The organism is Methylorubrum thiocyanatum (genome assembly GCA_014138645.1).
GTDB lineage: Bacteria > Pseudomonadota > Alphaproteobacteria > Rhizobiales > Beijerinckiaceae > Methylobacterium > Methylobacterium thiocyanatum.
The window spans coordinates 1-12,328 of sequence record JACJIB010000021.1 but is presented as its reverse complement, the minus strand read 5'-3'; the positions used below and the strand labels follow the sequence as shown (position 1 = coordinate 12,328).

The window sequence follows — 12,328 nt, the reverse complement described above, 5'->3', positions numbered from 1 at the left end:
GATGCCGATGATCTGCTCTTCGCTGAATCGCTCTTCTTCATCGTCCGTCTCCTGCTCGACGGACCCTAGCTTCAGAATGAGGGCAGACCAGGGGGTAAGGTCAGGGCGGCGCTCACCAGTAGCCTGTTTGTGCTGCGCTCGGGACTACCCTGGGCGACGCTTCCGTCTGAGATGGGCTGCGGCCGCGGCATGAGTTGCTGGCGGCGCCTGCGCGACTGGCAGGCGGCCTGCGCGTGAGCGCGCCTTCACAAGGTGTTGCTGAAGCGCCTGCACGCGGCCGGTGCGATCGACTGGAGCCGAGCGAGCCTGGGCAGTGCCTCTGTCCCGGCCAAAAAGAGGGGTCTGCCACCGGTCCAAACCCGAGGGGCTAAGCAAGCCGGGTACCAAGCGCCACCTCGTCACCGATGCCCGCGGCACGCCGCTCGGCCTGAGGCTGGGGGGCGCCAACCGGCACAATAGTCCGCAGATGGCACCCACCTTCGACTTCATTCCGCCCTTGAGCAACGGCCGCCGCGGCCGACCACGCCGACGCCCCGACAAACTGCACGCTGATAAAGCGCACGATGCCAGGGCCCTACGGCAGGAGTGCCGTGCGTGTAGGCGACGGGCTTCAGTGCGTTGCCCTCCATCGTGTCGCCAAGCCTACTAGTCATGCCCGCTTCATCACCCCGCTCCTCAAGCACACGTCAAATTGGCCAAAGTCGAGCTAACAGCCTATCCATAACAACTTCGCAACCGCTAGCCGTTAAGCGTCTCCCTGCGATATTGGCTGCAGCTAATATCCAAAAAAGATAACCAGCCATCCAGATTGACTCTAAAATTTCGCAATCCTTCAGGTTCGTCTGTTCTATTGCCCCCGACATCGAAGGAGCTATCAGAAATTATTGATGCAGGCGGATAAATTACTGGAGTTGGGTTATCCATGTACTGGCTCGTTTCATAAATCCGGAAGTCGGCTCGCTGCTCTATGTTCCATTTGCTGCTGACGATGACGCCTGGAAGATTAGCTATCCAACGGTACTTAGCCAGGCCGGCTCCCCATATCGCAACAAAAAAGTCTGAGTTAGCAGCCCAAAATATACTAACAGACATTGACTTTCCGATATTTGAAACAAGAATGACATCGAGCCCAACCAAATATGACGTAAGTTGGGTAAAAAACTCGGATTCAGCCTCAATCATATTTTGAAGAGAGACATCAAGTTTCGACGCACGATTCGGGGCGTTGTATCCATCAACGACCACGAGAAGTGGTCCGCATATGGCATTTAGCTTGGATATCGTCGCCACAAAGAATGGGAGTGGCTCCTCAAGGGTTCTGTCATTTAAGCGAATTCCAAGTACAACAATCGCACGTTTTTCTTGCCGTGCTTGGTACAGTATTTCTCTATCAGTAGCAGGCGCAGTCCGATCGCTTGCCAGCATAATTTTCGAAGCTGTAGATCGATTGACAGATTGTGTAGTGTATCGGAAAGGGATAATATTATTTTTATGTGCAAAATCAGAAAACTGCTCCGGACGAAGAGCGTATCTGATGACCCGTCCTTTCAACGCTGGATAAATATCGTCAATTTTTCCATATACTTCGCTTTCGGTGCCCGCTGTAATCAAAATCTTGATCCGCAAATGTAGATTTTTAGATAACAGTTCATGAATCCCACCAAGCTCGTTCCAGAGATGATGTCCTAGGTGTCGCTCCCGAACAACATAAAATGGCGGCGAGGCCTTTGTTATACCTTTAATTACCATATCGTACCCAAATAAATTCTGCAAAAACGACCTTCTCGCATCAAAACCAATGTAGCTAGCAATGTTCTTGCATTCTCGCATTACATCATTTGCTGTATGATTATATATTACAATATCCGACTCTGGATAATATACGCCCATAACGGCTGTATGGTGTGTTGTTACGAAAATAACTATAAGTCGATCGCCCCGACTGGAGTTAAAGCAGTATGCGTAATGAAACTCAGACATGCAGATAACGCAGCTGAGATCGAGAGGAACACCATCCGAAAGATCTGAAACCTGCATTCTGTTGCTGGATATGAAACCCGCAAATAACTCAGCGCTTCTTTGAGTGAATAAGTCGATACAGGCCTCTCCAGATATTTTCCTTACGACACCGCATTGCTGAACGAAAAGGGGTGGAACGTCTTTAGGGCTTTCTATATTTAGTATGTATGGCTCAGATAGGGCGTGTTCGCAGGCTAACTTTGCAAGCAATTTGCGAACTGCCGTTGAAGCTGTTTGGAATCGATTGCTTTTAATCGCTGATTCTTCCCCTTTATTATTGCGCCGAGCGAGTCTTGCTACAGCGTTAGTGAGATCAAGTGCGACGCACCGGCCAATTAGTTCTTGGTAATGCGGTTCTCCGTATTGCAAGTTTTCGCAGAGGAGCACAAGATTGCTATCAAATATCGAAACATAGCAAGAGTTGTCGCCATCTAAGAACTCGAATATAAATATTGGATCAATGTCTCTTATCTCCCTATATGAGTCAATATTATCCAGCGGGAAATACGGACTCCCATCGTGCTTCGTGAGTAATACTTGCCGATCTCCAATGTCAATTGCAACAGTCCTATCTTCATTGATGCAAAAACTTGATTCTAGCGCTGGATAATAATTATTGAACATATATACATCCTTCTATTGTTGCGGTTCTATGTTCTTGGGATATTAGCTGCGCAGGAGGCCTGCTGATAATATCCTTTTTGCAATCACACCGTGCCTGCCGGTCTTCATTGATACGTCGAAGGATCGGTGTAGAAGCCCGAATCCAACTTTAAATCGGCCACGGCATCAAGCATGAGATGAGCTTGCGTGGCCGGCGCTGCTTGCATGCATAGAGACACCGGTTTCATTTCAGTCTTTTAATAGTAAGTGCGGGAGACTAGAATGTCATGCCCTTGCCCTGAAGTTGCGCTGCGCACTCACGGGTCAACTTCCGCTAGAATTTTGGCTCTACGGTTCGTTGTGAAGGATCGAACCTGAGGCGTTCAGGCTGTCACGTCCAGGCTTCGCAGATAAAAATTTATAAGGCCGGGCAGCTGCACAGGTTGCTGAAGCGGCGATCATAGCGGTAGACCTCATCCAACAGCTGCAGACGCAGCTCATCGTGGCTGATATAATGATAGCGATTAACCGTGGCCTCGTTGAGCGTATTGTTGTCCTCAAAGACCGGACAGGGTTTTCTGGGTTGATCGGGTGATGAACTCGCGCGGCGAGCGGTAGCCGAGCGCGATGAGGATGAAGGTTGTTGTAGTGCGCCAGCCGAACGGGGGGCTGGCGCAGCACGCTCTCAGCATCCGGTAGCATCGAGACACGCACGTGGTCGCGTTTCAACGTTCGCACGAACGCCTCGGCCATGCCGTTGCTCTGCGGGCTCTCCAGCGGTACCAATCCAATGTCGTGGGCAAAGCGACGAGTGTCGCGGGCCACGTAGCAGCTACGATTATCGGTCATCCACTCGATCAGGCTCAGCAACTGATTGACCGGCCCGAAGCGGTGTTCGACGGCTGCCACCATCAGGTCGCGGACGTCCTCGCCCGTGATGCCCGCCGTGGTCGCCACGTCGCTCATCGCTTCCCGATCGCAGCAGTCTAGCGCGAAGTCGACCCGCACACGCTCGCCGTTTTCCGCCGCGATCTCCAGCCCGTCACCGGTACGGCATGCAGATCTGCGGCCTGGAGCAGCGGCGTGTCGGCGGCTTCCTGCCGGACCGCGAGAGTGGCACCGCCGAGGCATATCTCTCAGCCCATGCTGAGATCGTCGTCCTCACCCGTGACCGCAGCTGCTGCTACGGCGAGGTGCCGGCGCGGGCGTTGCCCGAGGCAATCGGAGTTGCCGATCGATGGCACATGATGGAGAATTCCAGCGCCATCTTTCTCGCTGTCGTAAGCAAATCGATGACCGCCATCCGCGCCGCGGTGTGCCGTCACGATCGACCTCAGTCAGCTGATCAGCGCCGAACGCCTGCAGTACGAGGAGCACCTTCGGCGGACGGCGACCGCCGAAGCGATTCTGACGTTGTCGCGACAGGGTATGCCGATCAGGCAAATTGTCTGCATGACCGGCCACAGCCGCAAGCCGGAGCGCGACATGCTGGGCAGGCTTATCGGTGACATGATTCGGGAGCATCAGAGCAGCCTGGATGCCTATGTACGCGAGCCCGATGCAGAGTGTGCGGCCGGTTGCCGCAACTGTGCAGAGCTGTAGCAACGCCCATGCGTCGGCAGGTTCCCCGACAGCCTCCACTTAGTCGAAGAAGGGGCAACCCGCCGTCGACGTCATGAGCAGGCTCCCAAACGAGCATCCGGCAAGATAATATCTGAGCGGCTGATGATGCGGCCCAGAAAACCTTGTCCGGATTTCAAGGAACAACAGCACGTCGAGCCACTACGAGAACGCTGAAGCCAAAAAATTCAAACGTGTTTTCGTTTCAGACCGAGCGGATAGCCTTTGCAATTGCCCATTTAGTTCGGTCTTTGTTGGCGAAAAGCTGCAATCCTTGTGCTTATCTGCCAAGCCGTGCCGAAACAGGGGAGCAAATTATTCCTTCTATTTTACCGCTTCCACGCGACATATACTTCCAGATGCTCGCCGATTATACCATGGTAAGCATCACTAAACCTGCTCACCTCAACATCAAGTCCCGACCACTCCCGAATCAAATTTGGCAAATCATAGCCATAGTGAAACGTAACAAGAGAACCGTTAGGATCGATTGGATTCCCATGATACTCTGGAGAGAAATAATGCTCAACTTCAGATTCTTTGTATAATGCTCTTCTCAATGTTAAATCCAAGTTTTTGTATGTAGGCGCTGTAAACAAGTGCGCTCCGCCGTGCCGAAGAACACGCGCGCAATCCTGAAACACGCTGCTCGGCATATTGACATGCTCTAGAACGTCTTGAGTGATTATTATATCGAGTGATTCGTCCGGGAAGGTTGTGCTTTCAAGATTCTCGCATCTTACGCCGTCTACAAATTCCCCTGGGGTAACGCCTATAAAAAACTGACTTTCTATGTAATTGCGACAATCTCTTTTGATGACTACTGACGCTCCATTTCGACCTGGTGATGACTCATGTATGTCGAGATCGCGCCAGTTAGGAAAGTGCCGTCGAAGCGACAGCATCAACGCCCTTTCTCGCGGTAGAGATCCACCGGGACATGAATGGCAAACGAAATGATCGCGAAGCCAAGGATCTGAGGAAGAGAACGTCACCTCTTTTTCACAAATAGGGCATCGCCCAGCCGTTTCAAAATGAAAATTCGATGGATTTTTTTCTTGCGACATGTTAGACATGCGTTCTTCCCTACTTAAACGGTTGAAGGTTTCTGTCTTAGTGTCTTGGGGTCAATTTTATACCTCAGAGTTATCCTGCTCATCGGCATATCCCTAGCAGGACGCTATCTCGCCTGCGGCGAGTTTGTTAAACACCATCCTAAGGCGATCGAAATGGTTTGTCGAACTCGAAACGCTGACGTCATTTCAAATTGAGTATGATTGTGCTCGGTTGTAGGAGCGCTCGGTAGTGCAAGCATGTCTTCCTCTGCCTAAGGCGGTTGCCGACCGCTGTGAGCCCGTTGGGGTTCTCTTATGGGGTGTGATCTGCTCCCTGTTAGGTCTCGACATGAAGTTCAGAGGGTCACCGCTGTCATCGTATCTAGGCGAACGTGTAGTCAAGGCCATGGCCTAGTGGGCCTCGTACCGTCAGGCTGTAGAGCGCTTCGGGGTCATTCCTGCCAGCTCCATTCGGCGGCAGAAGAGCTTCGTGCGCGAGGGCCGATCGCCGCCAAGTGGCAGGACAGCGACCAGCGCTCGTAGCACGTGGAAGCCTATGCGGATGTGATCCTGCGCCTGCAGGCGGAGCAGTCGACACTGATCGTTTCGGAACGGTGCGTCCTGCGGGCCGCGAGATGCATCACCGCCGGTTTGAGCAGCCTGTCACGCTTCTTCCGGCGTCACGCCGTTAAGCACAAAAGAACATGATCCAGGCCGCCGAGCAGCAGCGGCCAGGTGTGAGAGCCGAGCGCGAGGACTGATTCGTGCCACACGCCGGCCGCCCGCCAGTCGCGCAGGCGCCAACAGCGACTCAAGCCGCAGCCGCTGGCCGCTGATGCGCGATGGCGCTGAGTGCGACCTCGCGCTGCCGGTTGCTTACGTCGCGGGCACGCTAGGTCGCGGACTCATAAATCTCGCAGCCAGACCCGCAGGCTGCGAGCTTGACGCTGGCCAGGAAGTTGTCGGGATCCTTGTCGTAGCGCGTGGCAACAGCCCGGAAGTGCTTGATCTTGCTGAAGAAGCGCTCCACGAGGCTGCGGTACTCGTACAAGAACGGGCTGAAGGCCAGCACCTGTTTGCGGTTGGGCATTGGCTTCACGTTGGCCCATGCACCTTGCTCGGCCATCCGGGTCCGCAATGCGTCGCTGTCGTAGGCTCGGTCCCCCAGCAGGATCTGACCGGTACCCAACCCGCCCAGCATGTCGGCGGCCGAACGCCCGTCATGCGCTTGGCCTTCCGTGATCTTCAGCGCCACGGGACGACCTTCGGCATCCACCAGCGCGTGGATCTTGCTCGTCAGGCCGCCGCGCGAGCGACCCATGCCACCGGATCCGCCCTCTTTTTTGGGCGCAGGCTGCGTGCTGATGCACCCGCACGCTCGTGGCGTCGATCATCTGCAGGTCGCCCTCGTAAGCCTTTGACACCGCGTTCAGAAGCCGATCCCAGATGCCACGCTTGCGCCAGCGCCGGAAGCGGTTGCTGCAGGTCGTATGCGGGCCATAGCGCGCCGGGATATGGGCCCAGGGTGCACCCGTGCGCAGCCGCCAGAAGATCCCGTTCAGAACCCGCCGGTCGTCCACGCGCTCCTTGCCACGCACGTCCGTCGGCAACAGCGGCTCGATCACCGCCTACTCCGCATCCGTCAGGTCAAACCGCGCCATCCAGGCCCCTCCTGCTCAGGGGGCTAACGATGCTGCGGCTCAACCGTGCCAGCCATTATGGGTTCGCCACCTAGAGCGTCTTCGGTTTGGTCTAAATTGTCTAGCTGGGGCTCACCCACGTATCTGATTCTGACTTACGGCTTGCTCCGGAAGTGGAGCCAAGCATGGGCCGACTCTACAGCCAGGACCTGCGCGAACGGGTGTTGGACGCCGCCGCGGTGACCTCCCGTCGGCAGGCGGTGGCCCGCTTCGGGGTCAGTGTCGCCACGGCCATCCGTTGGATGACGGCTCTTACGACGACCGGGACGGTGGCGGCTCGCCCCCAGGGGCAGGCCCGCCGCTCCAAGCTCGATCCCAATGATGCCTTCTTGCTCAGCAGGATCGCCGCGCAGCCACTGAACCGCCTGGGTTTCCTGGAGGCTCCAACTCTTGAGAGGATGGGGCCATGCCGAAGCGTACAGCCCCCTTTTCGCCTGAGGTCCGCGAGCGCGCGGTGCGGATGGTGTTCGACTACCAGGGCGAGCACGGCTCGCAATACGGGCGATCCGCTCGATCGCTTCCACGATCGGCTGCTCGTGCGAAACGCTGCGCAACTGGGTGCGCCAAGCCTAGCGGGACCGGGGCCAGCGGGCTGGTCCGACGACGGACGAGCGCGAGCGGATCAAGGCGCTGGAGCGCGAGAACCGCGAACTCCGGCAGGCCAACGAGATCCTGTGGAAGGCGAACGCGTATTCTGCCTTGGCGGAACTCGATCTCCGGTCGCGGACATGTTCGCCTTCATCGTCGGTCGCCGGGAGGCCTACGAGGTCGTCCTTCGAGAGCCTCAGGATGAGGCCGATTTGCAGGGTGCTGCCGATCGCCCCGTCGACATACTACGCCCATGCCGCGCGGCGGGCCGATCCCGGCAGGCTGCCAAGCCGGGCTCGCTCGGACGCGACGCTGATAGTCGAAATCCGGCACGTGTTCTAGGCGAACTTCTGCGTCTACGGCGTGCGCAAGGTCTACGTGGCCTTTGTGATCGACGCCTTCGCCCGGCGCATCGTCGGCTGGCGGGCGTTGCGCACCGCCCATACCAGCTTCGAGCTCGATGCCTTGGAGCAGGCCCTGCACGAGCGCCGGCCCCTCCAGGGCAGCGGGCTCGTGCATCATAGCGACAGGGGCTCACAATACCTCGCCCTGCGCTACAAGGAGCGCCTGGCGGAGGCGGGTGTCGAGCCGTCCGTCGGCAGCGTCGGGGACAGCTACGACAACGCCCTGGCCGTGACGATCAACAGCCTGCTCAAGGCCGAGTGATCCATCGGCGCGGCACGTGGCGGTCCTTCGAGGCCGTCTGGTTCGCCACCCTCGAATGGGTCGACAGGTTCAACACCCGTCGCTTGCTCGAACCGATCGGCAACGTGCCTCCTGCCGACGCCGAAGCGCGCTACTTCACTCAGGTCGAGACTCAAACCTTGGCCGCCCGACCCAAACCAACTGGCCTCCGGGAAACCCGGAGCGGTTCATGAAGACGGGCGCACCATGGCGCTGGATGCCCCACGACCTGCCGTCCTGACCGAGCGAGTCCCGCTCCACGTATCCGGAGCCGCCGCAGGCTATTTTGTTATGCCGACAGAGGCTGTGCAGATTCGAAAGGAAATGTTCTCAAAGTGGTTGTCGGCTCGGCCGACAAGAAGGTGGTCGAGGCTGTCGCCGTAATGCGGGTCACCGATAAATTCTGATCGGATGAGGATGCCGCTGCCATGGGCGTTCTGTGCGCGTGGGAGTTTGTCGAGCGAGGCGGCGCATTCGCCTCTGCATAAGGGGGGATCAGCCCTCGTCAGATCGCTTGTCTAGCGCCAACCAGGACCGCCCGCGCTCGCTGTGAGGCTGGAATAAGCCGAGCTTAGCGAGGAACGGCCAGGTGCCGGCGAACGTGACGCTTAGGTGAGCGGCCAGAGTCAGGCAAGCTTCCTTCGAAGCCTAAACCTCAGCCAATCGGCGCAAGCGCTTCCCCGTCGGCTCCGCCTGCGATAGAGCCACGACCTAGGATGCAAGCGCGACGCTTGCATCTGGGTTTGCTCGCGGGGCCAGGAGGCCGAGGAATGAGTCAGCGCATAGCAATCATCGGGGGCGGTTGGTATGGCTGCCATATCGCCTCGTCGATGATGGCCCTGGGGTTCACAGTTCGATTGTATGAGCAAAATGAAAGGCTCTTACATGAAGCTTCGGGGAACAACCAGTTCAGGCTCCATCTCGGATTTCATTATCCCAGACATTCAGGCACGCGCATACAATCGCGCGACGGGTTTTCCCGGTTTATTGAACGATACGGAGATTTGAGCAAGCCGATCCCTGAAAATATATATGCCGTCCCCAAAGATACGTCGCTTATTGATTTTGATACATATAAGCTGATCATGACTGCGACGGGAATACCTTATCGCTCCGTTGATCGATGTAGTCTAAGCCTGACAAACATCGACGGAATGATACGTGCTGAAGAGCGCGTCATACTGATCGACAAAGCTCGGCACTACTTTCAGCGCCACTTGCGGCATGTGGTAAGCATGTCGGTTCAAATCAAATCGATCGAGCGGTTTTCGAAGTATATTTTAGTAAATGGCGAGCGGTTCGATTACGTCATTGATGCCACCTGGGGTCACTTCGGTAGAAATATTGTCTCAACATACTATGAGCCAACACTGCTTCTGTACTTTGAAGCAGCAGCCGGACTGCCTGCGGTCACTTTTGTTGATGGACCGCTGTACTCCATCTATCCTACAGAAGTCGAGACAATCTACACATTGTCAAGCGTCCCACACACGCCCTTAGGCCGTTTTTCTACCTCCGAAGAAGCGCGCTCAGTGCGTGACTGTGTAAACTCCCAGCAAATCGAGGCTAAGCGCAGCCTGATGATCCAACAGGCGCAGGAGAATGTGCCAGAGTTTCTCGATATCTATAAATTCATAGGACCACAAATCTCGATTAAAACCAAGCCAATCGGCAACAGCGACGATCGGAGTTGCTACGTTGGAAGAGATGGACGTGTGTTCACTGTCATGTCTGGCAAGATCGATACGATTTTCTTTGCGACAGAACGAATCCTCTCGATGATTGAAGCGGATCAAGACGAAAGTGCTGCTGACGTTCCTTCGTCGCTGCCTGCGTCCATCCGGGCGAAGGTAGAGTCAATCGGATTGAAATTGGACTAGCCATATGCGGGCATTGATTGGACATACCGGCTTCGTCGGAGGAAACCTTGTTCATGCCGGAAGGTATGATGTATTATTTAATACTGGCAACAGCGAAACCATGCGCGGCCGCCATTTCAAGGAGGTCGTCTGCGCTGGCATTTCAGCCATAAAATGGAAGGCCAATAACGATCCAGAAACAGATCAGGCTGCTATTGACGTCCTCGTTGAGAACCTGGGACACGTCACGGCAGACCGCTTCGTGCTGCTGTCGACGACCGACGTGTATCAGCCTGCCCTATACGTCAACGAGCGCGATCCTGCATCAAGTGAGGGCGCGCCTTATGGTACCCATAGGGCAGCTTTCGAACGCTTCATTGCCAGAACGTTCGCCAATCACCTCATCATCCGGCTCCCAGCGCTCTATGGGCGAGGGCTGAAGAAGAATGCCATCTTCGATCTGCGCTACGACAACATGGTCGAAGCGATTGACCCGCGCGGCAGCTTCCAATGGTACGACGTACGCCGCTTGGAGCGTGATATTGCGGCGATCACGCAGGCGAATCTGACGCTCGTCAATATCGCGCCGGAACCTGTCACCATGTCGGCGGTCGCCGAGCGCTTTTTCCCTGGCAAGCTGCGCGAAGCGGACCTGAGTAAGCCTGCTGCCTCCTATGATATGCGGACGATCCACGCAGGCGTCCTTGGGGGAACCGATCCCTACCACTTCGATCGAGAGACTGTACTCAACGGCATAGGTAGCTACTTGGAGAGCGGTGAATGACCCGTCTGTCTATCTCCAATATCGCGTGGCCAACAGACCTCAGCGATCAAGTTTATGCCTTGCTTGCTGACGCAAACGTCACCGGCCTCGAAGTCGCCCCCACGAAACTTGCGTCTTGGCAGGATCTCACCGAGGAGTTCGCCCGAACCGAGAGACATCGAATTTGTCGTGCTGGGCTCCAGGTCAGCTCGTACCAAGCGCTCTATTTCAACCAGCCGGACTGCCAACTTCTCGGTGATGCTGCCTCGTTCGAAGCGATGCGTGAGCATACGGTGCGCGTGGCGACTTTTGCCGAGCATTTGAGCAAGGGGGGGCCGGCGTCTTCGGCGCGCCTCGCAACCGACAACGTGGGCAACTCACCGCGGAGAATGCCTTCGAGCTTGGAGCGCAGCGCTTCAGGTGCCTAGCGGAGGCCATAGCCGCAACCGGTTTCACGATTGTCCTTGAGGCTGCTCCTGAAGAGTACGGTGGGGACTTCCTGGTAACAACCGCGCAGTGCGCTGCAATGGTGCAGGCCGTCAGCCATCCGTCTTTCAGACTTCACTTCGATAGCGGATGTCTGGCCTTCACCGGAGAGAGTGCACAGGACATCATCAGAGAGCATCACGATATCATTGCGCACGTGCATCTCTCAAAACCGAAGCTAGCGTCGATCGTCGAAGCGGATGCGCCGATATATGCGCCACTGCTATCGACTCTAGACGATGTTGGGTATTCCAGCTGGGCTGCGATTGAGATGCGGGAGGCCGACGATCCTCTGAAAGTCATTGGCGAAGCAATCTCCGCGGTACGTCTATAGAATGCAGTGATTTGAGAATTCTCATGATGCGTCCTGCGCTGACCTGTCCGGCAGGCTTTGGACTGGGCTGATTGAGAGGATCAGCCAGGACTGGAGTTGACCCGGTTTGCGGTCCACGACCTATGCAATTTCTCGGGCTGTGACAGCTTGGTGGGCGAAGGCGCAGGGCGTCAGGCCGCTCAGGGCCGTATCGGGTCGGTCTTCGTTGTAGTGGCACCTCCAGTCCTCGATGCGCTCACGGGCGTCGGCTAGCGACAGGAACCACGAGGCGTTCAGACACTCCGCCCGCAGGCCGCCGTTAAATGCTTCGATGTAGGCGTTGTCGGTCGGCTTGCCCGGTCGGGAGAAGTCGATCTCGACCCCGTTCAAGTACGCCCACTGGTGGAGCATGCCCCCGGCAAACTCCGGCCCATAGCAAATCGGGAAGAGGGCTCGCCGGTTCTGGAGCGGCGCGCGAAGCCACGCGGAGCGCAGCGCGCCGCCCTGGGTGGTCATGGCCGATCAACAGGTCTCTAGAGTGATGGTGTTCGAAGCCTCATTCCGGAGACGGATCGACCATGACCAGACCGCAGCTTACGCCGCCGGCCGGCGTTCTCGTAGCCATCGACGTTGCTAAG

Annotated in this window: 6 protein-coding genes and 7 pseudogenes; 8 read left to right on the top strand and 5 right to left on the bottom strand. The window is 56.5% G+C overall.

Annotation, left to right across the window (positions count from 1 at the left end):
* Positions 1–81: 81 nt before the first annotated feature.
* Positions 82–595: pseudogene (locus HNR51_RS26440) on the top strand (IS5 family transposase); the annotation flags it as partial.
* A 143-nt stretch (positions 596–738) separates the two neighbouring features.
* Here the strand turns inward: HNR51_RS26440 and HNR51_RS26435 are convergent.
* Positions 739–2,643, bottom strand: coding sequence for a hypothetical protein (locus tag HNR51_RS26435; RefSeq protein ID WP_182556945.1), 1,905 nt, complete (start codon positions 2,641–2,643; stop codon positions 739–741).
* A 536-nt stretch (positions 2,644–3,179) separates the two neighbouring features.
* Positions 3,180–3,666, bottom strand: a pseudogene (locus HNR51_RS26430) (integrase core domain-containing protein); the annotation flags it as partial.
* A 2-nt stretch (positions 3,667–3,668) separates the two neighbouring features.
* Between HNR51_RS26430 and HNR51_RS26890 the strand changes: the two are divergent.
* Positions 3,669–4,356: pseudogene (locus HNR51_RS26890) on the top strand (ISL3-like element ISMex26 family transposase); the annotation flags it as partial.
* A 215-nt stretch (positions 4,357–4,571) separates the two neighbouring features.
* Here HNR51_RS26890 and HNR51_RS26420 read toward each other — a convergent pair.
* Both HNR51_RS26420 and HNR51_RS26415 read right to left on the bottom strand, forming a co-directional pair.
* Positions 4,572–5,318 carry a class I SAM-dependent methyltransferase gene (locus tag HNR51_RS26420; protein WP_182556942.1) on the bottom strand — a complete coding sequence of 249 codons (747 nt, stop codon included), beginning with the start codon at positions 5,316–5,318 and terminating at the stop codon, positions 4,572–4,574.
* A gap of 871 nt (positions 5,319–6,189) precedes the next feature.
* Positions 6,190–6,922 (bottom strand): IS5 family transposase gene (locus HNR51_RS26415; protein ID WP_373325231.1). Its coding sequence is split into 2 segments (ribosomal slippage): positions 6,190–6,627 and positions 6,629–6,922, totalling 732 coding nucleotides; the frame shifts between segments, so codons are not numbered across the junction.
* A 200-nt stretch (positions 6,923–7,122) separates the two neighbouring features.
* Here HNR51_RS26415 and HNR51_RS26410 point away from each other — a divergent pair.
* The 6 genes and pseudogenes from HNR51_RS26410 to HNR51_RS26995 all read left to right on the top strand — a co-directional run.
* Positions 7,123–7,350, top strand: a pseudogene (locus HNR51_RS26410) (IS630 family transposase); the annotation flags it as partial.
* 53 nt (positions 7,351–7,403) lie between these two features.
* Positions 7,404–8,463, top strand: a pseudogene (locus HNR51_RS26405) (DDE-type integrase/transposase/recombinase).
* A 576-nt stretch (positions 8,464–9,039) separates the two neighbouring features.
* Positions 9,040–10,149, top strand: coding sequence for an FAD-dependent oxidoreductase (locus HNR51_RS26400; RefSeq protein ID WP_182556941.1), 1,110 nt, complete (start codon positions 9,040–9,042; stop codon positions 10,147–10,149).
* A gap of 4 nt (positions 10,150–10,153) precedes the next feature.
* Complete coding sequence (locus tag HNR51_RS26395) at positions 10,154–10,912, top strand: NAD(P)-dependent oxidoreductase (protein ID WP_182556940.1); 759 nt, start codon at positions 10,154–10,156, stop codon at positions 10,910–10,912.
* A complete protein-coding gene (locus HNR51_RS26390; RefSeq protein WP_182556939.1) occupies positions 10,909–11,319 on the top strand; it encodes a hypothetical protein in 411 nt (136 codons plus the stop codon). Before HNR51_RS26395 ends, HNR51_RS26390 begins: the two co-directional genes overlap by 4 nt.
* A pseudogene (locus HNR51_RS26995) lies at positions 11,319–11,711 on the top strand (sugar phosphate isomerase/epimerase family protein); the annotation flags it as partial. The gene HNR51_RS26390 and the pseudogene HNR51_RS26995, both read left to right, overlap by 1 nt.
* A 120-nt stretch (positions 11,712–11,831) precedes the next feature.
* Here the strand turns inward: HNR51_RS26995 and HNR51_RS26380 are convergent.
* A pseudogene (locus tag HNR51_RS26380) lies at positions 11,832–12,122 on the bottom strand (integrase core domain-containing protein); the annotation flags it as partial.
* Positions 12,123–12,328: the final 206 nt, after the last annotated feature.